This is a genomic window from Lysinibacillus sp. NPDC092081 (genome assembly GCF_044755845.1).
Taxonomy (GTDB): Bacteria; Bacillota; Bacilli; order Bacillales_A; family Planococcaceae; genus Lysinibacillus.
In genome coordinates, this window is record NZ_JBIVRU010000005.1 from 56,133 (window position 1) to 80,251 (window position 24,119).

Consider the following 24,119-nt stretch of genomic DNA (forward strand, 5'->3'; position numbering starts at 1 on the left):
CCGGTTCTGTTTGTTTTTCGCGATTCACGAGGGATGAGCGCCCTCGCATCACGGTATTTATACGTTATAACCATGCATACTCATTGCATTTCAGTATCTTACAAGCGGGCGTTTTCCCCCACTCACTATCAGTCTTCACCAATCGGACTTTTACGGGTACGAAATAAGCGAATTATCGAACCGCGCAGCGATTCGGACCAATCTCCATCTCTGTCTGCTCATCCTGCGTTGGAGTAATCTTACCCATATTTACTCGACGAATTTCTTGATATGCATTTGGCTGTGGAGGCAAATGCTCTGTTACGACAATTCGGAATTCTGCTTCATCTTTAATATTCAAGCCGTGATTTTCGGCAAATAATTGTCCAAGATGTTTTGCTACAGTCCCATCTTCATTTAGTTCATCAATAATCATAAAATGAGCCGGTAAAACAATTAAATCATCCGATAATTCTCTGTATCGTTTGTAAAGTGTTTCGCGTAAATCACCAACCCAATCTTCTGCAAGACCCGCTAAATCAGGGCGTCCAATTGAATCAATAAATAAAATATCTCCAGTTAATAAATACTTGTTGTCCACAACAAATGACGTTGAACCAATTGTATGACCAGGCGAATAAATCGCTCCTACATCAATTCGGGATGCACCCACTTGGACAGCTGTGCCATCAAGTAAAGGTGTATAGTCAAATACAACTTCTTCTGCATCTTTCGGTGGTAAATAATACGTAGCACCAGTAGTTGCAGCTATATGTCGTCCACCAGAAATATGATCAGCATGCAAATGTGTATCGAACACATATTTAATGTTTACGTTTTTCTCTTCCGCAAAGCTTGTGAATGCGTCAGTAAAACGCACGGCGTCAATAATCGCTGCTTCACCCTCAGAGATGACCATATAAGAAAGGCAACCCTTCCCTAAACGTATAAATTGATAAAGCTCACCACCACCGGTTAAATCTCCAACTTTAATCGGCTCTAAATATTCACTCCACGTTTTCATTCCACCAGCTAGATAAGCCACCGTACGCCCTGCTTCAGATAACATCTCAGCTATCATCAGTGATGAGCCTTCTTTCGCACAAACGACTAACACATCTTTATTAGCTGGAATCGCCGGCAAGATATCCTCAACACCATCTAGTAGCTCAAAATACGGAATATTAAGGTATTCAAATTTATGGCCATCAATTTTCCAATCTTCGAATGCATCCGCATTTCGAACATCTAAAATAAATAATTCTTCATTATTAATTACTTTTTTCGCTACTTCTGCTGCATTCCATCTTAAAACTGACACTCAATTACCCCATGAGGTATTATTTTATTGGTTTTTTTAGCGGAAAGGATTGTCCTCTCCGCCTATATAGCGAATCATTTATGTTAATTAGAATGTTAATGACGGTGCTGCATCTTTTGCAAACTCTAGGAACGTCACAGCTCCTCCAACCTCGACACCTTCAATAAAATCATCCGTCGTTAGACCCATTACATCCATCGTCATTTGACACGCGATCATTTTCACACCTAATTCCTGTGCCATTTCCACTAGTTGCGGAATTGCTGGTACATTAGCTTTAGCAAACCCTTCTGCAAAATGCTCCGCTCCCGCAGGCATAGGTAATGCATACATTCCTTGTTTATGAATTAAATTTAATCCTTCGAATGTAAAGAAGATCGCTACTTCTTTCTCTGTAGCTGCCGCTGCCGTTGCAATATTGAACACCTTATACGCATCGAAAAGACCACCGTTACTTGCAATTATCGCTACTTTATTTGACATAATAAATTCCTCCTAAATATGTTTTGTTAAATCGCCCGCCCAAGATGTCATCCCCGGCAGAACGTTAAATACCTTTGTAAAACCATGTGCCGCAAGCTTTTGAGCAGCTAAATCACTACGCTTCCCAGTTCGACAAACGACATAAATCTCTTGCTCTTTATCAAGCTCAGAAAGGCGTCCCTCTAGCTCACCCATCGGAATAGACTTTGCTCCCTCGATGTGGCCAAAAGCAAACTCTGCCTCCTCACGAACATCGAGAATAAGACCTTCTCTTTCCATTACCTCTTTTAACTCCATTGTATGTTCAAATGTTTGCTCTTCCATCGTGTCGTCCGAGCATTTACGAATGTAATGTTTAAGCACACTCTCTTCTTCCACTGTCCCAATATATTGATGACCCACAGATTCAGCCCACGCAGCAATATCCGCCTTCGAGCCCTTATCTGTTGCTGATACTTCTAAAATTTGACCATCTACTAAATCAGCCATCCCCTTTTTCGTTTTAACAATTGGCATAGGACAAGAAAGCCCCTTGGCATCTAGCTGAAAATCCGCCTTAATATTCATAACTTCCTCCATTATACCTATATGGGTATTATTTTTACTAAAAAAATATAGCAAGCTCTACAGGTTCCTCGCCTATGCTTACTTTACTTCACCATCCCAAGCAAGCATGCCACCAACCATATTAGATACATCGAAGCCTTGGCTTTCTAAAAACTGAGTAGCACTTCCACTACGACCACCTGATCGACAGACCATAACATATGGTTCATTTTTATTTAGCTCATGCATACGAAATTCAAGTAAGCCAAGTGGGATATGAATAATGCCCGGTATGTGTCCTGCCTCCACTTCATCTACTTCGCGTACGTCGATTAAATTTATTGCCCGACCTTGCTCTAAAGCCTGTTGTACTTCCATTGTTGAAATTTCCTTCACGCCATTCTCCTCCTAATACGCGCTCATGCCTCCACGGACATTTGTCACACGCTCAAATCCTTGTTTCTTCAGTTGTTTACATGCCTGACTACTGCGCATGCCACTTTGGCAAATGACAATGATCTCTTTGTCCTTCGGTATCTTGTCAAAGCTAGAACCGAGCGGAATATTTTTGAACTGCGGGATATTTCGTCCCTTATATTCAGCTGGTGTTCGCACATCGATAAAAACTTTATCCTTATCATTTAGAATATTTTTCAATTGTGCCGCTGAAATCGACTGTACCCCTTTCGCTGGCTTCATTCGCCAAACGAAAAATGCTATAACAACAGCAAGTATAGTCCATGTTACCATGTAACATCCGCCTCCTCACACATACTGTTTAGGGTATATAATATTTATCTACTTTTCACGACTAAATCCATCGCTTCTTGAATGGCAGTATTCACTTTTCCCGCATCCCCTTCAGCAGTCGTTATACATTCCAGTAAATTTTCACTAACGATTACTCCAATAGTTCTATCAACCGCAGAACGCACGGCAGATAGCTGTGTAATCACATCTTTACAGTTTTTCCCTTCTTCCATCATGCGTAAAACACCACGCAACTGACCTTCTATTCGCTTCACTCGATTAGCTGTTTTTGTACCGTAAGCCATACTATTCATGCCTCCTTTCAAAGCGATTGATTGAACTTGCTTACGAGATTCATAATATACCCCATTAGGTATAATGTCAACATGAAAGCTCGAATTTTTCTTAGTCATCATTCCAAGATTTTTTCCTCTTGTATCTACGTTTTATCCGTCACTTTCAGGTTGTTACCCTCATCTTCTTATCTTTCAGTTACAAAAAAAAGCGAGAAATCCGACGATTCTATCATCGAATTTCCCGCTTAAATAGACTTTATGAATGCTTATTTCTTTTTAATAGTAATTGTCCAAGCAGCTTCGCCAACTTGTTCATACTCTGTTACCTCGTGCCCTTCTTCAGCAGCCCAACGAGGAATGGATTCTGTACCTTGTGTGCAATCAAATTGCACTTCCAATTCATCACCTGAATTTAAGTCTTTTATAGCTTCTTTTGCTTCTACTAAAGGAAATGGACAAACCATCCCCATTACTTCTAATGTTCTTTTCATATAAAAACACCCCTTCTTACGCTGTTATTACTTGCGTAGATTGCTTAGCTTTTTTACTTGGTCGAACGAATACAAAGTAAGATGCTGTCCATGTACCTAAAATCATAAACCCTAACGAAATCCAACCTTGCCAAGTCATCATCGCTGTCATCACCAATCCATTACCAATTGAGCAACCTCCTGCTAAACCTGCGCCGAACCCCATCATAAGTCCGCCACATAAGCTGTTAATCGCTGTTTTTGTATCTGGAATACGGAATCTAAATTCGCCACTCATTTTTGCTGCGAATAATGATCCTAAGAAAATCCCTAGTACTAGGAAAACACCCCAGTTGATGAAGCTAATTTGTCCTGTCACCAAAAATTGCAAAATATTAGCAGTAGGTGTTGTAACTCCTAATCCATGTATGCGACCAGTAGCAGCACTTAATGGCCATGCTAAAGTTGCAATCACACCAATAATTGTTGCAGTTATAAATGGATGCCAACGTTTTTCAAATAAAATATGTGCTAATCCCGTTTTTTTCGGCTTTAACCCCGGGATTTTCAATCGTGGCTTCTTAAGCTCACGGTAAATGATAAATGCAACAGCTACTACAAAAATCGTTATAATCAACCAGTTGTTTACGCCAATTGTCTCAGCAATAGAATTACTTTCAATGCTCGTTTCTTTAATAGCCTTATCCAATGGCAACAATACGCCTGATTTCATCATTGCTGCTACAAGCATATATCCAGCTAATGCAATCCAACTGCCAATTAAACCTTCTCCTGCCCGATACCAAGTCCCTGTTGCACAACCACCAGCGAAAATAATGCCAATTCCAAAAATAAATGAACCAACAATAACAGCTACGATTGGTAAAGAGCCAGCATTGAATTCAAATACCTTTAAACTAATTAAGGCATATACACCAACACTTTGAATTGCTATCGCAATAAGTAATGCGTAAAACATACGGTTATCTTTTGTTAAATACATATCGCGGAATCCGCCAGTCAAGCAAAAACGACCACGTTGCATAACAAACCCAAGTAAAGCTCCACAAATAAGTCCTGTAATAACCATTTGAGCCATCCATTATTCCCCTTCCTATACCCTAGTATTCTTATAAGATATATTACCACTTGTTTTACTGCGAATTCAATTACTTTTTTATAACTTCGAAAAATCTAATAACTTTTTTTCATACCTATGCACACAAAAACCCTTGCTACAGTGTAGATAACTACTTCTTATAACAAGGGTCCGTATATTTATTTATTTTGTTAATTGCATGGCTGGACCAAAGAATTCATAATGCATTTTTTCGTCTTTCACGCCAATCTCATGTAAATTTTCAACTTCATTCTGCTAATAATTTTTTTGTAAAGGTTTCTTATAATGACCGTTTATCAATTTTTTTCGCAGTATGATTACCAAGGAATTGTAAGCTATGCAAAAATAAAAGTTTGCCTAATTCCTAAGCCGATTTCAGGAAGTGCATCCCTCCATTTTGTATTTAACCTATAGAATTACAATGTTTTAAGAGTTAAAAATACTGTGATTTAGTTTTGTACTAATATGTTTATGAAATTCAGGTAATTCCTTTAACGGTTCTTTAAAAGTAATTAGCACTTTTTCTATACCAATGCTACTTAATTCTTGTAATTTTGCAATTACTTCATCATAACTACCGATTAACCCTGTACGAAAACCTTCATTATTAGCTACAAAATCACTTAACTGAGTGGCATTTTTCCACATCCCTAACGTTTCTTTGCGATTCTGGAACTGCAGGATTGCTTCTTCATCAGCATGGTCAATAATAGATTGAAATTCTTGGAACGCTTCTTCAGAAGTTTTACGGGCAATCACAAATGCATTAACAGCAAATTTTATCGTCCGACTCTTTCTTTTCGCAATCTCAGTTACATTTTCAATCTGTTTTTGCAACTCTACAATCGGCGCTCCGTTCATAAAATAAACATCACTGTGTGCGCCTGCCATAACTTGAGCGTCCTCTGAATTACCACCTTGATAAATTGGAGGATAAGGCTTTTGAATTGGTTTTGGTGTAAGCGTCGCATTTTTAATTGTATAGAAATCGCCCTCGTAGCTAAAGTTATCTTGTGACCAAAGACCTTTCAATACCTCTAAATACTCTGTTGAACGTCGATAGCGATCTTCGTGGTTGATCCACTCAATACCAAAGGTTTCTTGTTCTTTTTTAAACCAGCCACTCACTAAATTAATATGAAATCTCCCATTTGAAATGACGTCTATCGTTGAACCTATTTTGGCTAAAGTTGCCGGATGGATGAACCCAGGCAAAACAGCTGCTATAAAGTGAATATCTTTCGTTTCAGCAAATAACGCTGCTGCAATCGTTAGGGCATCCAGTTGTCCTTCTTCAGCACTACCATTACCACCAATATTCCCTATATATCGAATCGGAAATAAAACAGCATTTATATCTAACTTTTCAGCTAATTTTATCAATGTTTTATTGTACTCAAAGCTTCCTTCTGTATTTTGCTCTATCCTAGATCGTAAAAACCCACCCGCTAAATTTGAGCCCCAAATAACAAATTCCATTCAATGATCACTCCATTTATTCAAATAATGGCAATACCTTTTCACCGAAAATTTCTGCTTCCTCTTTATGAGGGAAGCCTGATAAAATAAAGTGCGTTACACCGATATCAATATACGCTTGCAATCCTGCTTTTACTTGCTCTGGTGTACCAACAATAGCGGTTCCTGCACCTTTCCGAATTTTACCGATACCAGCCCAACTGTATTGATCAAATCGCTCGTTTTCAGCAGTGAGGACATTCATCCTTTTTTGAGCCACCGAATCTACCGTTTCATAATATCGATTAAGATTCGATTGTACAGGGTTTTCAATTTTACTAATAATGTTATAAGCAGCATCCCAAGCCTCTTGTTCTGTATCCCGTACAACTATATGAATTCGAATACCGTACTCTAATTGACGATTATACTTTTCCGCTCTACTTTCAACATCTTGAATTTGCTTCTGAATGCTCACAATGGGCTCCCCCCATTGCAAATAAACATCTGCAGCTTTAGCAGCTATTTCCTTAGCTACATCGGATGAACCTCCAAAATAAATAGGAATACCTTTTTCTTGATAAAGAGTAGGAATCAACTTTCCTTCAGTTACCTTAAAAAACTCGCCATCATGATGAAACGATTCTCCTTGCCATGTTTCTTTCACTACAGTTAAAAATTCATCTGTACGTTCATAGCGTTGTTGATGTGATAAATAGTCACCGTCTTGTGCTAGCTCTTTTTCTGAACCGCCCGTTACAACATTGACCAACACTCTTCCTTTCGAAAATTGATCTAAAGTTGATGCCATTTTAGATGCAACTGTCGGTGATACAAAGCCTGGTCTAAACGCTATTAACGGTTTTATATGCTTTGTCTGATGAATGATAGCAGACCCTACGAGCCATGAATCTAAATAAGGAATACCTGTTGGAATCAAAATCCCTTCAAATCCTGCTTTTTCTGCCGTTTGAGCTACATCTACTAAATACTCAAAGGTCGGCTCTCTTTCAGGCTGATTTAACCCTAAATACCTTCCGTCTCCATTTGTAGGAGCAAACCAATAAAAATGTGGTTTCATAGTTCTCTCTCCTTACCTAATTAAATTCTTCAACAAGCTTTAACAATCGATCCTTTTCACTATAGTTTTGATATTGCGCTGCAAAGGTACGAACAGGATCACCTGAATAAAAACGTTCATATAATTCGTGACGCGCTCCAAGCTGACTACCTATTAAATCCCAAGCCAGTTTAATAAATTTGGTTCTTGCAAATGCACTTGTATGTGTACCTTCATAATACGCCTGTAACTTGTCACCTATTGGCCCATTGATTTCTTGAATAGTAGACGGCACTTGCAATAATCCGCTTGCTCCAATTTGCTGTAATATTTCCAAAGCACGTGGATAATAACGTGTACCTAAATTTCGAGCAGTCGTTAAAAATCGTTGTTTAGGTAAATAAATGCCATTGTGTTCGATAGCTTCATATTCAGCTGCATTTAATAAGCCCTTTATAGTTTCTAACTGTATGATTAATTCACTTAACTTCTCTTTTACATGTAAAAACTCCGTCGCTCCAGCTGTTTCCGCTAGTTCGTTGCCAATTGCTACTATAGATTCTAATTTACTAATCAGGCGTACAACCGTTTGATGCTGACTTAACAAGGATGATGTCGTTTCTATTCGTAGCTTCCAAGCTAATTCAGGATCTTCTGCTACCAACACCCTTTCCCAAGGAATTAGAACATTATCAAAAATTAAGACAGCATCCATTTCATCAAAACGAGAGCTTAAAGGGTGGTTGTTTGTATCAGTAGAAGCAAACGATTCTCGACATACCATATGCAGCCCTTGAGCTGAGGTTGGCACATAAAATATATTTGCCATCGGTGCTTCGTCTAACCCTCGCTTATGATAAGAGGTTATGAGCAGTTCATCTACATATGGTGCTGCTGTAGCAATTGTTTTGGCACCGCTCACAAAGATTCCTTCTTCATTTTTAGTAACTACACGTAATTTTCCGTGCTCTATCTCTTCAACAGATTTTGAACGGTTTTTTTGTGGATCATGTGCAGCTACCGTTGATAATAAATCAAAATCACGTGCCGCTTCGTATAGTTTTTCAAGCTTTGTTGCAATGCCCGGTGACAAAACATCTAATTGTTGTCTACTTGCATACCAACCTACTAACTGCGAACGAGAATATTCGGATAAACGGCTCATTACTCCAAATGTTTCATCTACCCAGCATTTATAAGCTAAACTTTTCCTTTTCAAATCATTGATTGATGTTGGAACTAAAAAAGATAAATGGGCATTTGTACCTTTTTCCGTTTCATACGTTAAAATCGATTTTGTCGGCTCCACTGTTTGTAAATTTAATAAATGCTGTATTGTTTGAACAGTCCCTTTAAAGGCCTTATGTTTTTCAAAATTATTAACAATCTCCCCATCTATCCAGACTGTTCGCCCATTATTCAACCTCTGCAAATACGGAATCGGCGTATTCATCTTCGTTTACCTCCTTTTCAATTAAATTATTCAAGAAATGATTTAACTTATTTTTCAAATAGGACTTATCATAAGTTTCATACTGCAATGCATAAACGCGAGTTGGATCTCCTGTGTAGAACCGCTCGTATAAATCATGACGTGAGCCAAGTTGGCTACCAATAAGTTCCCATCCGATTCTAAATAACTTTTCTTTTGTTCGTGCATCTACCTTTGCTCCTTTATAGTATTTAGAAAATAATGGGTATAATTCATGATTTTCTAGAATCGGAGATGACGATAATTGAATAAAGCCTCCTGCACCAATCTGCTTTAAAATATCTAGAGCATGGCCATAGAAATGGGTACCTAAGTTTCTTGCTGTTTGTAGGGGAGTAATATTAGGTAAATAAACATTCTGCTCATTTAGATGCCCTTCTTTTTCTGATGAAATTAATAAAGCTTCAATACTATCAATTTGTGTATAAAGCTCCCCTATTTTTTCCTGAACATGTAGAAAGTAATCTGCACCAATTGATTGAGCTATTGCCGTTGTAACTCCAGCAATAAATTCTAATTTTGATAGTAAACGAACCACTGTTTGATGCTGTGCTAGCGCATCGAGTTGCTGATGCTGATGAGCTTTCAACACGCCCTCAGGCGAACCCTTAATAAGCACCCTATCCCACGGAATTAACACATCGTCAAATAATAAAACAGCGTCCATTTCATCGAATCTTGAACTTAATTGATGATGCTCTCTATTTGAAGCAAATGATTCTCGACAAACAATTTGTAGCCCAGGTAAATTTAATGGCACAATAAACATATTTGCTTGTGCTATTTGATTTGATGATAATTTTTGCGGAGAGGTGACAATGACATCATGTGCATAAGGAGCACCAGTTGCAATCATTTTAGCCCCTCGTACAACTACCCCCTCCTCGGTCTCCCGTATAATACGCAATAATGCATCTTCATCTTGCTCTTCTGCTGGTTTCGAACGATCAATTTGAGGATCCAAAATTGCAGTAGTAACAATTCGCCGTTCATCTCTAGCTACCTCATAATATTTCGTTATTTTTTCAACGAATCCAACATCATATTGCGCAAACTGATGACGATCCAAATAATATCCGGTAATTAGAGAATTAGCATAATCTGATAAACGACTCATCACTCCATAGGTTTTATTCGACCATAGAGCAAATGCTTTTTTACGCTTTATTAAATCCTCATAGCTACGTGGAATATAAAATGCACTATGAACAAATCGATTACTTTTCGGACTTTTAAAACCTGCAATGCTTTGATTGTTCTCATCATCTAGAAGTGCTAATAAATACGTGATAGTTTCTAATGTTCCCGTAAAGGCAGGATGAGTTGTTACGTCCACTTTTACTCCGTCCAGCCACACACTTCTTCCATCTTTCAAACTTCCACTAAAAGACATTTATTATCTCCAACTCCTTTTTCATGAACACAAAAAACTCCCACCAAATCTCCTTCGCAAATCTTCGCTTAAGATATCAATGAGAGCTCCATTTTCATGGTCACTATGAATATTTTTTATGGCCTAAAAAACAAAATCGGAACTTTAGTCCTAAAACCAAAGCTCCGATTTATTCAGTCGCCACATTATATAAATTAATTTACATATTAAACCAAATAAAACCGATAAGTCAAGTATATTTTAAAAATCATTTAATTAATTATGCCCCGGCATAATTGCGTCCGGAGGCTTTAGGCCAACACGATGTTGGTCACTCATGCGTTTGAGGCATATCATTCTGCAGATTTTCAGAAATTTATTGAATCCAATAAAGACTACGAAGGATTTCGCCGACCAGATTATTTTAAAGACTAATTCTTTATGAAATTAAAAAGATGACGTGCTTTTAAATAAGAGCACGTCATCCACAATTTCGAATTTTATTTTACTAATTTCATGGCCGGACCAAAGAATTCATAATGAATTTTTTCGTCTTTCACGCCAATCTCATGTAAATTTTTAATAACCGCTTCCATAAAGCCAACTGGTCCACATACGTAAACATCTGCATTGTTGGCTACTTTTTCAGCTAAAAATTCTTTTGTGATTTTCTTATCTTCATCCGAATATAACGCTGTGTATGTTGCATTTGGAAGCACATTTACTTTCTCTTTAATATCATCGCTAAATGCTACAACTTTTTCATTGCGTGCACACTGGATAAAGCTCACTTCATTGACCGCATCATCTTTTAACGATTGCAACATACTGTTTAATGGTGTCACACCGATACCACCGCTTACAAATGTAATTGGAGCAGAAGTTTCTTCTAAGACAAATAGACCTGCTGGAACACTTACATCTACTAAATCACCGACTTCTAATACGTCATGAATGAAGTTAGATACTTTACCATTTGGCGTATGATCGCTTTCACGTTTTACAGAAATACGATAGCCGTCTTCTGTACTTGCTTGTGAAAGCGTATATTGACGGTTCATTAAATACTCTTCACCTGGTACTTTCACACGGATACTGATATATTGACCTGGCTCATAAGCTGGTAGAGGAGAACCATCTTCATTTTCAAAGTAGATAGATGTAACAAGTTCACTTTCTACTACTTTTTTCGCCACTTTCAATGGTTTAAATAAGCGCCATCCGCCATTACCTTCTGCTTTTTGATATAGCTCTTCTTCTACTTGAATGAAAATATCTGCAATTAGGCCATATGCTTCAGCCCAAGCATTAATAATATCATCTGTTGCTGCATCATCAAGCACTTCTTTAATCGCTTTTAATAAGTATTCTCCTACTATTGGATAGTGCTCAGGTAAAATACCTAGACTACGGTGTTTATGGGCAATTAACATCACCGCTGGTAAAATAGCTTCTAAATTTTCAATATGAACTGCCGCAGCATAAACTGTGTTTGCTAATGCCGTTTGCTGACGACCTTTTTCTTGATTTGTATGGTTAAAAATATTTAATAATTCTGGATGAGCTTGAAACATATTTTTGTAAAACGTTTTAGTAATTTCCACTCCGTGAACTTCTAATACAGGAACTGTTGCTTTAATAATTTGTACTGTTTCTTGTTTTAACATATCGCTTACCACCCTTTCGTGATTACAATATAACGCTTTCAATTTCCAAAAGCAATATATCAAATACATCTTTAACAAAATGGACATAATTAATGTATTTTAAATACATCTTTAAAAAAGTATTGAATTTATAATACTTCAAGGTAAAAATGCTATAATTATTTTGAACTATAGAAAGTAGGGTGTTCTTATGCGCTTAACTTTATACACAGATTACTCTCTCCGAACACTCATATATTTGGGTGCGAAGGAAGATGGCCAATTATCAACTATCCAAGAAATTTCAAATGCTTATAATATATCGAAAAACCATTTAATGAAGGTGACACACCAACTTGGATTATTGGGCTATATTGAAACGATTCGAGGGCGTGGTGGAGGAATTCGTCTAGCAATTGATCCAAAGACCATTACAATCGGTGAAATCGTACGTCATACAGAAGAGGATTTTCATCTTGTCGAATGCTTTGACAAAGAAAATAATCTATGTAAAATTGCTCCAGAATGTCAGCTAAAAGGCGTATTATACGAAGCACTACAAGCCTATTTAGCCGTCCTAGATCGCTATACTCTAGATGACTTTTTACATTCGAAAGAAAAGTTGATGGCACTGTTGCTTGGCGAATAAAAATACCCGCACAACTCAAGTTGGACGGGTATTTTTTATGTCTATATTATTTTACAATACTTTTGAAAAGAAAATCATATCTAGTGCACGAATTCCATTTTCATAGATTGGCTCTGGGTAATGACTGAAAAAATCTTTTTCAATTGTTTCCATACGAAAACCCGCTTTTTGATAGAAGGCAATATTATCAATGCTAGAATTTGCAGTACCAACTATTATCGTTTGATATCCTTGCGATTGACAAATTGTTGTTATTTGTCTAAGCGCTTCTTTCCCAAGTCCTTGACCTTGATATTTCGGTACGATCGCAATATTTTTTAACTCTACTGTCGTATTAGACTGTGCAAGAAGTAACGCTACACCCGCTAACTGCTCACCACATTTAATCTCGTATAATTCACCGTCGTTTAAATATTCTCGAACAGCGACTTCACTTTCATCAGCTAATAATAATTGTGGTAAATAGTCTTCCCGCACACCTTCCACTTTCTTTAAGCTCGTACGATATCGAACAAAATCTTCGCGCTCAAAAACATTTAAAACACACGGTTGCTTTTCTTTGACCTCTAACCATGAATGCTCCTGCGGAAAATCATTCTCAACCCCTAATCGAATAAAAGACAACTTTTCCTGTGCCTTTTGTGAGCGAATATTGACCATTCTAGCTCCTGCAAAAACACGCTTTAACCCTAATTCAAAGAATGCTATATCCAAAATTGCAACTTTTGATTGAAGATTATAGCCTTTTCCCCAAAATTCATAGCCCAGCCAGGAGCCAATATGACAGCTCTTTTTATTGTGATCAATAAACATTAATGCCGTCACACCAATAAGTTGCCCTTCCTCATCCAGAACAACACGAGGGACTGTCTTTCCAGCTTCTTCGTCCACACATTCACGTTTAATAAAATTAATCGTATCTTCCACTTTGCCAGCAGGTAACCCAAGTGCATCTCGAACCTGTGGCATGGAGGACAATGCATGCATCGCTTCAGCATATTTTAGATCGTGTCTTACTAAAGTTACTACCATATGCTATTCTCCTTTTAACATAATTACGCCTTGTTGAATCGTTATTTATAACATCCTCTACTGCATAATAAAGTTATTTCGTCCATTTATTTATATATATATATTTCTTTTGAAATTCAATTATACGTTAGCTGCCAGGATACACCGAAGCGATCCTGAATCCAGGCAAACTTCTTAGAAAATCCATAATTATCAAGTGGCATTAACGCCTGACCACCCTCTAAAATTTGAGCAACTAGACTGTCGATTTCTTCTTCAGACTCACATTCCACAAAAATAGAAGTTGACGGTGTAAACGTAAAGTTATGCTGTATTACACTATCATTCACCATCATTTTCAAACCCTTTAAATGAAGAACAGCCATCGCAACCTGTTGTGAGTTTTCCATATAAGTTAAGCTTTCCACCTGTAACTCTGAAAACCACTTTTGATATTGCTGAATAGCTTCATTGGCTTGTCCCTGAAACATTAAAAATGTAGTGGCACTTTTCATTTATTTAACTCCCCTTCATATTTTGTAATCCATTGTGCTGGTGTCATTTTCGAAACAAGCTCTCCAATTAATTCGTAAGGAATATTGTTAGTGCTTGTAAATCGAATACAGCTTTTCCCCATATTGAGCTTCGTCGGTACTCGTTTCGCATATTCCTCCTGGAACCACGAGAGTAACGCTTGATCTGCATAAATGCCCATATGATAAACTGCAATATGACGTTTTTGTGCAGCAAGACTTATAAAGGGCAATGGAGTATTTGGTGTAACATGATAACCCTTCGGATAAGTAGATAACGGTACAGCGTAGCTTATCATGTCATAATACATATTTTCTTCAAAACCCTCTGGTAAATTGCTTTCTACCACTTCTACAAGTTTGGCAAAACTCTCTCGCCATTTTTCATCCACTTGTTCAATATATGTGTTTTTCATATTCCGCCCTCTTTTCAACATAGTATTATTGCTATCTAAAAAACATGACCCTCTGCCTTTGCTTTTCGGTATAATTCTTTAGTTTTGTAGCCTAATCTAATAATTTCACGCATCTCCTCTAAACGTGCTACCTGCGTCTCTTCTTTTTTCGCACTATAGATATAACGAGCCCAGTCCTTTTGATAACCCGGTGTTAATCCATCATAAAATGTTATATCATCCGGATTTTCCGCAAGCGAATCACGCAATTGAGGAATCATACCTTCATAGTCACTAACGCACTGACTACTCGCTGTCTTCTTCTTGCCACGTCCCTTGCCATCTCTCTTGATGCTTACTATAGAAAATGACTCATCTAACGACATAAGACTTGCAAATTTATAATCACTACCAGCAATGTATTTTTCCTCGTCCACTTGAATTGCAGGGAAGATTTCATCGCGGTGGATAAACTGTCCATACTTCTTATTGCCCTTTTTCGGATAAACAAAAAATAAATAGCCCTGTTCCGCAAGAGTGTTTAACTTTAGTGCATTTTGTAAATACGTTATCATTTCATCTATATTAAACACAAAGGCAATGATTCGATCATGAGGTGCATTTCCTGTTTGGGATATTCCCTCTAGTATCAGATCCTGTGGTTGATTATGAATGGCAACGGACAGTCCATCCTTAATTTTAAATTTCTTTAGCATAGCTTTGACACCTCTTCTACTTATTAATACAATTTTCTCTTAGTTTTGATAGTATAGCTGATTTAGTGAAATTTTCGTACAAAAAAAGCGCTCGAACATTATTTCGAGCGTTAAAAGTTTACAAACTACTTTATTTTTTTAGTCGCCACTATTCCTTTAATAATCGGAATGGCTGTTACAATTAGCACGATTGGCAAGAACCACCAACCGATACTTTCTGCCTCCCCAAGTGCAATACGTACCATTTGGAAGGATATAGCTGCAAATAAAATAAGACAGAGGTTTTTTGTTTCATTCAATCCTTTTCGGCTATTCAAATAAAATGCCTCTACATTACTTTCGTTTAAGCGTGCTGGATAATTATGCATATGTGGAGCTTTTTCAAGTAACCCGAGCAAAATCCATAGAAATATCCCGATAAACGGAAGGATGAGTATCTCTATTTTCGACCCCCAACGATTAACTTCTCCTGCACCATTAAAATGGCCTGGAATCTTCTCGGGGAGTTTGCCCCACATTACAAAAATATAAAAGATGGACAGTACAAATAACCCGCCACCGATAAAATCCCAAATCTTTTCATATTTCGTTTTCGGCAATTTCAAAATTGGCCTATGCATCTTCCCACATCCTTGCTTATTCCTTTTTCTATTTTACGTTACTACAGTTCAATTAGTTTCAAATTTACGAAAATTGTCGCAATTGTTTGTGATATACAGGTAACTATCCGCTTTCGCTATCAGCAAAACAGCAAATCATTCCGCTTTTTTTATCATTTTACCTATAACTTTTTTTCTTATTATCCCTATTAAATATAGTAAAAATACTCATAATACTTTGTAAAGTTCATATAATCTGATATAAATGGTATATACATATTTCATTTTTTTGTAACATTTCTACTAAAATACTGAGAAAGGAAACAACAACTATGCGATTTACTATCTACAAGAAGTTAACACTTGGTTTTTTTATTGTTATTTTAGTATTAGTTGGCACAATCGGATTAAATTTCAAACAGCTTAATTCCGTAAACAAGACATATCGTGTGTTACTTGAAGAACAAACAACTAAATCTATTAGTATTCAAGAGCTACGCGTAATTGCTAAACAAGAAATTGTAAGTATGAGAGGCTATCTATTACTTGGGGACCAGCAAAATTTCCAAAGTAATAAGACGTCCCGTGAAGAATTTAAAAAGAAATATGATGAATTAATAGCATCGTTCGATTCTCAAAAATCTACTGAATTATTAGAGGCCATCAATAAAAGCGAGCAAGATGCCCAACAGTTCGCAGATCGAATGTTTTCATTAAAGGCTGCTGGAGAAACAGAGCAATACGAAAAGCTTGATAGCACACAAGGCCGACTAATTATTAAACAATTCGATGAACGTGCAGCTAACCTTGCGAACTACCAAGATGAGCATATAAAAGGAAAAATCGCTGCTACATCAAAAGAAATTCAAGCTATTAAATTCCAAATGATTATTCTTGGTGTATTTGCCGTTGTTATTAGTCTGATAATTGCTATGGTCATGGGAAGCCTTATTTCCCGCCCTATCAAAGGTATGGCAAAGACTGCGAAAAAGATTGCTGAGGGCGATTTAACAGCTGAGCAAATTCACATTAAGAATCGTGATGAGGTAGGTGATCTAGCAATTGCCTTTAATCAAATGGCGGTAAATTTAAAGGATCTTATTACAAATGTACGTCATAACACCGTGCAAGTAAGTGGTTCTGCTGCTGAGTTAACGGCAAGTGCTGAACAAACAATCCAAGCGACAGAACAAATTACTTCCTCTATACAAGAAGTAGCAAGCGGCTCCGAAGCTCAAGGCAAAAATGCTACTGAAAGCTCAACAGCTATGAAAAATATGACAAAAAGCATTCAACAATTAGCTTCGACTACCGCTGCCGTTTCAGAACTTGCTATAGAGACAAATACTGAAGCTAATAAAGGAAATGATTCGCTACACCGCGTTATTACACAGATGGACACCATTAATTCAGCGGTTTTAGAATCTGCTAGCGTTGTAAAAAATTTAGAAAGCCATTCTGTTGAAATTGGAAATATTATTGGTCTCATTACGGATATCGCAGAGCAAACAAATTTACTAGCACTAAATGCTGCAATTGAGGCAGCGCGCGCAGGGGATCATGGCCGTGGCTTTGCAGTAGTTGCGGATGAAGTGAAGAAATTAGCGGAGCAATCCAAGCGATCTGCTGAACAAATTGCAACTTTGATTTCCGAAATCCAACAGAATACAAACCGTGCCGTAACTGTTATGGATACTGGTACAAAAGAAGTACAGGTAGGTATACAAGTGGTAAAAGTAGCTGAGGAAGGCTTCTCAAAAATCGTTGAACTGATCGAACAAGTATCCAAGCAAATCCAAGAAGCAACAACAGTTTCTGAGGAAATGTCATCAAGTGCCGAGCAAATTTACGCATCCTTCGATGAAATTGCAACAATTGCACAGATGTCTTCATCTAATTTGCAAAATGTAGCTTCTGCTTCTGAGGAACAACTAGCAACTATTGAAGAAGTTGCCGCTTCCGCTGCTACATTATCAAACATGGCCGAAGAATTACAAACACAGGTTTCGCGATTTAAGGTAGAGTAAAAAGTCTTTTTCAAGAAGCTTGTTTTATTAAAGTTATCGTTTATCCATAATGAATCTCCCGGATTGTATTTGTTTATTAAATACAATTCGGGAGAGGATAACTTTTTCATGTCTTTTCAAAATCTAGTATACATATGTTTTATTTCAGTAGTTTTAATTCTGGATATATTTCAGATATATTTATACCCTCTATTGTTACATTTTCAAAAAGCTCTTTGTATCCACTAAACACCTGGGTATAAGAATCTTTTGTTCTTGATAGAAAAGATTTGCTTGGACTATGACTGATCCAGTATTCATCATTTTTATAATAAAAGTTAAGTTCGTCACCCATTGAAATGAGCTTTTGGAATTCTAAATATTCTTTTTCAGTCATGCACTCAGCTCCTTATCCTGTACTTCTACAACTGCTCAGGTTACCAAAGGCCACTTATTTGTACTTTTCATTTAGCACATTTAACATCTCAATTACTGCAGCCTCGTCACTTGGTACTTGTACCGATGCAAGCTCACGTACCTTATGCTCTCCTACACAAACGCTTTCCTTCGCCTTTACAAACATGGAGGCATCGTTCGCATCATTTCCAAACGCGGTAAATTCACCTTCAGCGATACCTAATTTCATTATGCCATTCCATTTATCAATACCATTAGGACTCATATCTACAATATTTTCTGCACTATGCTCATATAACGAGATAGGCAACCGCTGTAATTCAGCTAATATTTCTTTATGTTGTTCTCCAGGAAATAAAACAATTTTTACGATATCTTTTAGTTCATGAAAGGGCACGTTTTTCGCAAGCTTTAGTGGATCTAAATTTTGATAAATTGGATGTGTCTCACTACCTGTATACGCATAATCCCAATCACCGTCTACTAAATAAGGCAGTTGAAAGGCTGAAATAATGTTTTGAACCTCTTCTACAATTTCTGCTGCAAATGCTGTTACTTCAACAGTTTCTCCGTTCTGTGCAACAAATGCACCATTTCCCCCTACCATTGGAAATTTCCGCATTGTTTCAGGTAATACAGGCAATAAATCACGAATCGGACGAGCTGATGCAAAAATGATTTCATGCCCATTCTCTAGACAAGCTTCTAGAGCACTTATAATTCCTTCACTTATTGGTTGACCCTTAAAACAAATCGTACCGTCTAAATCAAATACAAATTTCATTGTCACGCCCTCTTTCTAAACTGTTAATTGCCCATTTATTATCTCATAAATATTTACATTGATTGTGAAAATTAATAGTTATTACTATACCACCGGAGTTGATTTCCTTCCGACCGGGCACTTTCCTCGGGATGTCCAATGCGCCTTTTTTCATTATCAAATGATCGATTTTATAATAAATTATTAAACACCTCATAAGACAGAAAAAAAATAATTTTTAGAATATTATTGACAATTAGAGGATATCGAAGTATGATTGCCTTCAACAACACATTATTGTAGGCCAAGATTGGAAATAGTAGAAATGCAAGTGTACTTGTAGAGAGTCGGTGGTTGGTGCAAACCGATAGACACACATTTTGAACTCGTCCATGAGCCACTCCCTGAACTTTGAGTAAGGGACGTCGGTTTCCTCCGTTAACAGGATAGACAGTGATGGCTGTCGATAAGGGGACTTTTTCTGTAAAGAGAAGGTCAATTAGAGTGGTACCGCGAGCATAAACTCGTCTCTATATTTTTATATAGAGACGAGTTTTTTTATTGATTCCAAAAAGTTTATTGGCCTACGTGTGGATTTCGTCTCTAGCCGCAGAGCTAACGGTTCAAAGCAGAGACAATATCAATATAATGACAACTACTACAAAAGGAGTGTTTGAAAATGGGAAGAAAAATTTGGGTGTTTGATACAACTTTACGTGATGGCGAGCAAGTGCCTGGTGCAAAACTGAATTTATACGAAAAAGTAGAGATTGCACAGCAACTCAAAAAATTAGGCGTCGATATTATCGAAGCTGGTTTCCCTGCTTCATCACAAGGTGATTTTGATGCAGTTAAAGCTGTCGCACAGAAAGTTGGTCATACAAGTGACATTATGATTACTGCTTTAGCACGTGCTGTACAGGCAGATATTGATGCTGTTTATAACGCTGTAAAATACGCTGAAAATCCAATGATTCATATGGTGCTTGGTACTTCTGACATTCATGTTGAGAAAAAATTTAGCAAATCCAAGGATCAAATTCTACAAATTGGCGTTGATGCAGTAAAATATGCGAAAACGCTTCTACCACAAGTCCAATATTCAACAGAAGACGCATCTCGTTCTGATTTCGAGTATCTTTGGAAAACCATCGAAGCCGTCATGAAGGCTGGTGCCACAATGATTAATGTACCTGACACAGTCGGCTTTGCAGAACCGGAAGAATTCGGAGCGATGATTTATAAACTAAATGAACGTATGAAAAACTTAGACGATAGCGTTTTACTAAGTGTTCATTGTCATAATGATCTTGGTATGGCAACTGCTAACACACTAGCTGCGATTAAAAATGGCGCAGATAAAGTAGAATGTACAATTAACGGCATTGGCGAACGCGCAGGAAATGCAGCATTAGAAGAAGTCGTTATGGCATTGAAAACACGTAGTTCTGTATATAATGCTGAGACACGTATTAACACAAGAGAAATTATGAATACGTCTCGCCTTGTATCAAGCTTTATGGGCTTAGACGTACAAGTAAACAAAGCGATTACTGGGGATAACGCTTTTGCCCATTCATCTGGTATTCATCAAGACGGTCTTCTTAAATCTCGTGATGCTTATGAGATTGTGCATCCAGAAGATGTAGGTCTTGACGATATGGAATTAGTCCTGACAGCTCGCTCCGGGCGTCACGCGGTGAAAAATGCCCTTGAAAAACTTGGCTTTTCCAATCTTTCAGCGGATGAATTTGAAGGAATTTTTGAAGGTTTTTTAAAGCTTGCTGATGCTAAGAAAGAAGTTTATGATCACGATTTATATGTTATTGTGGAAAGCTATTATGAAAAACATGACGCAAACAATGCTAATGCCACTCATTACAGTGATCAGTTCTTCGACTTCGATGATTTACAAGTCGTCAGCAACGCAAGCTTCCCTTCAGCAAGTGTGAGAGTACGTAAAGGTGGCGAAATATTTAAAGCAAGTGCGGTTGGCTCGGGTCCAATTGATGCCCTCTATTCAGCCATCGCAGAAATTACAAACATTGATGTAAAACTTGTAGAATATAATATCAATAGTGTTTCTCGTGGTAAAGAAGCGCTTGGTAAAGTAAAAATTACAATCGAGCATGAAGATGAAAAATATATCGCAAAAGCTGCGGATACAGATATTTTAAAAGCGAGTGCTTTAGCTTATATTAATGCTATCAATAGTATTGTTGTTGCTAAGTTAACGCCTGTTATGAACTAAATAGTTGAAAGCAGTATGACTCAATAATGTCATACTGCTTTCATTTTTCCTATCGACTGCCCTCCACTAACTTTTGATATTCCTCTTCAATCAATTCAACATCAAGACGTTCAAATAGTGGTGTCACTTCGCTAATGCTTGTTGGTAAGTCCACTTGCTCGTGCCACATCACTTCATTGATCCCTAGCATTTTTCTCACCTTTTCAGCTGAAAACGGTAAAAATGGATGTAACAGCTGTCCAAGATTAGCAATAATATAAACACATGTTGCTAGTGTTCGATTTCCAGCCTCTACATTCTCTTTCACCTGTAGCCAGGGCTGCTGCTCGTCAAAATAGCGATTAGCCGCACGAATATATTCAAAAATAGCCTCTAAAGCTTGTTTAAAATGACCCGCTTCTAAATGAATCCCAACATCATTAAACAGCTGAATCGTTTGTTTTCGGATAGCGTCTTCTACCTTGGCTTGAGGCACTTGACGATCAAACAATTTTTCTAAAAACTTCAATGTTCGATTGACAAAATTACCATAAGCGCCAAGTAATTCGCCATTATGACTATAAATAAATTCTCGCCATGAGAAATCCGTATCGCGATTTTCTGGAGCATTCATTGTTAAAAAATAACGAATAGAATCTGCATCGTATCGGCTCAATATATAAGGTACCCATACCGCCCAGTTTTGGCTCGTCGATAATTTTCGTTTTTCTAATGTTAAATATTCGTTTGATACAATATGTGTAGGTAATGCCTTTGCTCCTATCCCCATAAGAATGGCTGGCCATATAACTGTATGGAACGGAATATTATCCTTACCATGCACATAATACGAAATCGTGTCTTCATTCCACAAACCTTCAATTGCTATTTGGTGCTGCTTTGCCCATTCAATACTCGCTGTTAAATAGCCTGCTACCGCTTCAATCCACACATATATTTTTTTGCCTTCAAAACCTGGTACGGGCACATCGATACCATTTGGTAAATCCCTTGTTACAGCGCGGTCCGGAACCCCTTCTGCCAAGTAACGCTCTGTTAAACCTAAAGCATTGTCTCGCCAGCGTCTTCCCGCCTTTGCCTCCGCTAAATAAGTCTCCAACCTCCCTTGAAACTGACTAAAAGCAAAATAAAAATGCTCTGTCTCCCTGATAATTGGCTCATCCCCACAAATTTTACAGCGTTTATCGATTAAATCGAGCGGGTCTAAAATGGTTGAACAATTATCACATTGATCACCACGCGCCTTCGCACCACAGTTTGGACAAATCCCCTCTACAAATCGGTCCGGCAAAAACTGCTTGTCCGTTTCACAATAGGCTTGTTCAATTTTCTTTTTGTATAAAAAATTGTTCGCTAGTAACTGTAAAAAAATTGTTTGAACAGATTCATGATGGTGCTGCGCATCTGTTCGCGTATACAAATCATAGGTAAATCCTAATTCATTGAAGCATCTTGAAAATTCTTCGTTATAATGATTAGCAATTGCTTCAGTTGTCGTATTTTCCTGTGCAGCCCGAATAGAAATCGGTGTGCCATTACAATCACTTCCCGAAACATATAAAACCTTCTCGCCCTTTTGTCGGTAATATCTAGCCAAAATATCACCTGGTAACAATGCGGCAACATGCCCTAAATGCAAAGAACCATTTGCATATGGCCACGCCCCTCCAATAACAATTGTCATCCTAAGTTGCTCCCCTCGAAAAAATTGTACAAAAAAGTGTATAAAAAAACGCCCTAATCAAAATTGATTAGGACGAGTATACCCGTGTTACCACCTATATTTACAAATAGCTCACACTATTTGCCTCCATCAGTACGTCTCATCTTAAAAAAAGTAAAAGATACTGCCGCTGTTGTAACGAGTGCCCATCTCGTCGTAATCTACTCGCAAACTTGCTTTCGGTACGAAGCTCAAAGGTCATTTTCAAAAGGGGGCATTTACCTCATTTCCACCAACAGAGGCTCTCTATATAATACTTACCCAATTTACTTTTCCTTATCAATGCTTTTACTATAGATTTCCACCATTTTACTCTTTCTACCCTTGAATTGCAATGCATGTCGATAAATGACTGAAAGTTCTCGATAAAATTTTATCCTATCTTTATATAAAGTAACTCTTTTAAATCATCGATGACTATGTCTGCTTTTTGTAATTCTGTTTCCTGCGCAAAGTCGAATCGTACACCAACAGAGAGTAACTGATTGTCATGAGCTGCCTGAATATCAGAAGAACGGTCACCTACAACTGCTCCGCGTTCAATGGCATTTCCCTCGATTACCTTTTTCACTAAATCAGATTTATGACCGCTCGAAACAGACTGAATACTATATGTACCTTTGATAAAACGCTGTAATTGATAGGTTTCTATTATTGCTTGTAAATACTCGGTTTGTCCATTACTGGCAATGAATAAATCATAATTTTTTGCCAAAGCAGCAAGTGTTTGCTCTGCATTTGGATACAATGCACCCTGGCGATTACGTATTTCTTCAATAAGCTTAACATGGAATAATGCATTGCTTTCTTCACGTGTCTCTAGCCCGTGCATAGGACATAACGTTTCCCAGACAACAGGTAATGGAACCCCCATAATTTCGCGGTATTTCTCTATTGGTGTTACACCCTGCCACAAGCCTTTTGCACGTAACACATCGAACGTTGCCGATAGTGCTGGCTCTAATATTAGATTTGTTTGAAATAAAGTACCATCCATATCGAAAATAATTGCTTTTTTCATAAATTCACCCCTTCTACTATTATCAACGTATTCATTAGAAGG

The 24,119-nt window shown here is 37.6% G+C and carries 25 protein-coding genes and 2 other annotated features; of the genes, 3 read left to right on the forward strand and 22 right to left on the reverse strand.

Annotation, left to right across the window (positions count from 1 at the left end):
* Nucleotides 1-172 precede the first annotated feature (172 nt).
* The 13 genes from ACIQLB_RS10455 to hmpA all read right to left on the reverse strand — a co-directional run bounded on the left by ACIQLB_RS10455 (nt 173) and on the right by hmpA (nt 12,014).
* Nucleotides 173-1,300 (reverse strand): MBL fold metallo-hydrolase, encoded by a 1,128-nt coding sequence (locus ACIQLB_RS10455; RefSeq protein WP_400724828.1) that lies wholly within the window; start codon nt 1,298-1,300, stop codon nt 173-175.
* A gap of 87 nt (nt 1,301-1,387) precedes the next feature.
* Nucleotides 1,388-1,783 (reverse strand): DsrE/DsrF/DrsH-like family protein, encoded by a 396-nt coding sequence (locus ACIQLB_RS10460; protein WP_400724831.1) that lies wholly within the window; start codon nt 1,781-1,783, stop codon nt 1,388-1,390.
* A 12-nt stretch (nt 1,784-1,795) separates the two neighbouring features.
* Entirely contained in the window at nt 1,796-2,362 is a 567-nt protein-coding gene (locus tag ACIQLB_RS10465) for a sulfurtransferase TusA family protein (protein ID WP_400725329.1), read from the reverse strand.
* Nucleotides 2,363-2,428: 66 nt separating this feature from the next.
* On the reverse strand, nt 2,429-2,725 hold the full coding sequence (locus ACIQLB_RS10470; RefSeq protein WP_400724834.1) for a rhodanese-like domain-containing protein: 297 nt from the start codon (nt 2,723-2,725) through the stop codon (nt 2,429-2,431).
* Between the two features lie 12 nt (nt 2,726-2,737).
* On the reverse strand, nt 2,738-3,079 hold the full coding sequence (locus tag ACIQLB_RS10475) for a rhodanese-like domain-containing protein (protein ID WP_400724836.1): 342 nt from the start codon (nt 3,077-3,079) through the stop codon (nt 2,738-2,740).
* Nucleotides 3,080-3,123: 44 nt separating this feature from the next.
* A complete protein-coding gene (locus ACIQLB_RS10480) occupies nt 3,124-3,384 on the reverse strand; it encodes a metal-sensitive transcriptional regulator (protein WP_400724839.1) in 261 nt (86 codons plus the stop codon).
* Between the two features lie 257 nt (nt 3,385-3,641).
* The gene (locus ACIQLB_RS10485) at nt 3,642-3,866 is read right to left on the reverse strand and encodes a sulfurtransferase TusA family protein (RefSeq protein WP_049663225.1); all 225 of its coding nucleotides are present in this window, start codon (nt 3,864-3,866) and stop codon (nt 3,642-3,644) included.
* A gap of 16 nt (nt 3,867-3,882) precedes the next feature.
* Nucleotides 3,883-4,944, reverse strand: coding sequence for a YeeE/YedE thiosulfate transporter family protein (locus ACIQLB_RS10490; protein WP_400724841.1), 1,062 nt, complete (start codon nt 4,942-4,944; stop codon nt 3,883-3,885).
* Nucleotides 4,945-5,391: 447 nt separating this feature from the next.
* Nucleotides 5,392-6,444 carry an LLM class flavin-dependent oxidoreductase gene (locus ACIQLB_RS10495; RefSeq protein WP_400724844.1) on the reverse strand — a complete coding sequence of 351 codons (1,053 nt, stop codon included), beginning with the start codon at nt 6,442-6,444 and terminating at the stop codon, nt 5,392-5,394.
* Between the two features lie 16 nt (nt 6,445-6,460).
* On the reverse strand, nt 6,461-7,504 hold the full coding sequence (locus ACIQLB_RS10500; protein ID WP_400724847.1) for an LLM class flavin-dependent oxidoreductase: 1,044 nt from the start codon (nt 7,502-7,504) through the stop codon (nt 6,461-6,463).
* A 16-nt stretch (nt 7,505-7,520) separates the two neighbouring features.
* Nucleotides 7,521-8,936 carry a 4-hydroxyphenylacetate 3-hydroxylase N-terminal domain-containing protein gene (locus ACIQLB_RS10505; RefSeq protein WP_400724850.1) on the reverse strand — a complete coding sequence of 472 codons (1,416 nt, stop codon included), beginning with the start codon at nt 8,934-8,936 and terminating at the stop codon, nt 7,521-7,523.
* The gene (locus ACIQLB_RS10510; protein ID WP_400724852.1) at nt 8,899-10,368 is read right to left on the reverse strand and encodes a 4-hydroxyphenylacetate 3-hydroxylase family protein; all 1,470 of its coding nucleotides are present in this window, start codon (nt 10,366-10,368) and stop codon (nt 8,899-8,901) included. Before ACIQLB_RS10510 ends, ACIQLB_RS10505 begins: the two co-directional genes overlap by 38 nt.
* 479 nt (nt 10,369-10,847) lie before the next feature.
* The gene (gene hmpA, locus ACIQLB_RS10515; RefSeq protein WP_400724855.1) at nt 10,848-12,014 is read right to left on the reverse strand and encodes an NO-inducible flavohemoprotein; all 1,167 of its coding nucleotides are present in this window, start codon (nt 12,012-12,014) and stop codon (nt 10,848-10,850) included.
* 190 nt (nt 12,015-12,204) lie between these two features.
* On the opposite strand from hmpA, the gene ACIQLB_RS10520 reads away from it, so the two are divergent.
* Entirely contained in the window at nt 12,205-12,642 is a 438-nt protein-coding gene (locus tag ACIQLB_RS10520) for an Rrf2 family transcriptional regulator (RefSeq protein ID WP_400724858.1), read from the forward strand.
* Between the two features lie 51 nt (nt 12,643-12,693).
* Here the strand turns inward: ACIQLB_RS10520 and ACIQLB_RS10525 are convergent, their stop codons facing one another.
* From ACIQLB_RS10525 to ACIQLB_RS10545, 5 genes are all read right to left on the reverse strand, one after another.
* Complete coding sequence (locus ACIQLB_RS10525) at nt 12,694-13,674, reverse strand: GNAT family N-acetyltransferase (protein ID WP_400724861.1); 981 nt, start codon at nt 13,672-13,674, stop codon at nt 12,694-12,696.
* Between the two features lie 116 nt (nt 13,675-13,790).
* Nucleotides 13,791-14,168, reverse strand: coding sequence for a VOC family protein (locus ACIQLB_RS10530; RefSeq protein ID WP_400724863.1), 378 nt, complete (start codon nt 14,166-14,168; stop codon nt 13,791-13,793).
* Nucleotides 14,165-14,602 (reverse strand): DUF1801 domain-containing protein, encoded by a 438-nt coding sequence (locus ACIQLB_RS10535; RefSeq protein WP_400724865.1) that lies wholly within the window; start codon nt 14,600-14,602, stop codon nt 14,165-14,167. The genes ACIQLB_RS10530 and ACIQLB_RS10535 overlap by 4 nt, the downstream gene beginning before the upstream one ends.
* A 35-nt stretch (nt 14,603-14,637) precedes the next feature.
* On the reverse strand, nt 14,638-15,297 hold the full coding sequence (locus ACIQLB_RS10540) for a YdeI/OmpD-associated family protein (protein WP_400724868.1): 660 nt from the start codon (nt 15,295-15,297) through the stop codon (nt 14,638-14,640).
* Nucleotides 15,298-15,422: 125 nt separating this feature from the next.
* Nucleotides 15,423-15,917, reverse strand: a complete 495-nt coding sequence (locus tag ACIQLB_RS10545; RefSeq protein ID WP_400724871.1) for a DUF1648 domain-containing protein — start codon at nt 15,915-15,917, stop codon at nt 15,423-15,425.
* A 311-nt stretch (nt 15,918-16,228) separates the two neighbouring features.
* Here ACIQLB_RS10545 and ACIQLB_RS10550 point away from each other — a divergent pair, with 311 nt between their 5' ends.
* Nucleotides 16,229-17,923, forward strand: a complete 1,695-nt coding sequence (locus ACIQLB_RS10550; protein WP_400724873.1) for a methyl-accepting chemotaxis protein — start codon at nt 16,229-16,231, stop codon at nt 17,921-17,923.
* 139 nt (nt 17,924-18,062) lie between these two features.
* On the opposite strand, the gene ACIQLB_RS10555 is transcribed toward ACIQLB_RS10550, so the two are convergent.
* Both ACIQLB_RS10555 and ACIQLB_RS10560 read right to left on the reverse strand, forming a co-directional pair.
* Nucleotides 18,063-18,299, reverse strand: coding sequence for a hypothetical protein (locus ACIQLB_RS10555; protein WP_400724875.1), 237 nt, complete (start codon nt 18,297-18,299; stop codon nt 18,063-18,065).
* A gap of 54 nt (nt 18,300-18,353) precedes the next feature.
* Nucleotides 18,354-19,103 carry an HAD-IIB family hydrolase gene (locus ACIQLB_RS10560; protein WP_400724878.1) on the reverse strand — a complete coding sequence of 250 codons (750 nt, stop codon included), beginning with the start codon at nt 19,101-19,103 and terminating at the stop codon, nt 18,354-18,356.
* A 276-nt stretch (nt 19,104-19,379) separates the two neighbouring features.
* Nucleotides 19,380-19,617: a binding site (T-box leader), on the forward strand.
* Between the two features lie 144 nt (nt 19,618-19,761).
* On the opposite strand from ACIQLB_RS10560, the gene ACIQLB_RS10565 reads away from it, so the two are divergent.
* Entirely contained in the window at nt 19,762-21,333 is a 1,572-nt protein-coding gene (locus ACIQLB_RS10565; RefSeq protein ID WP_400724881.1) for a 2-isopropylmalate synthase, read from the forward strand.
* A gap of 49 nt (nt 21,334-21,382) precedes the next feature.
* On the opposite strand, the gene metG is transcribed toward ACIQLB_RS10565, so the two are convergent.
* Both metG and ACIQLB_RS10575 read right to left on the reverse strand, forming a co-directional pair.
* The gene (gene metG, locus ACIQLB_RS10570; protein ID WP_400724884.1) at nt 21,383-23,017 is read right to left on the reverse strand and encodes a methionine--tRNA ligase; all 1,635 of its coding nucleotides are present in this window, start codon (nt 23,015-23,017) and stop codon (nt 21,383-21,385) included.
* A gap of 65 nt (nt 23,018-23,082) precedes the next feature.
* Nucleotides 23,083-23,348: a binding site (T-box leader), on the reverse strand.
* Between the two features lie 81 nt (nt 23,349-23,429).
* Nucleotides 23,430-24,077, reverse strand: coding sequence for an HAD hydrolase-like protein (locus ACIQLB_RS10575; RefSeq protein WP_400724886.1), 648 nt, complete (start codon nt 24,075-24,077; stop codon nt 23,430-23,432).
* Nucleotides 24,078-24,119 lie beyond the last annotated feature (42 nt).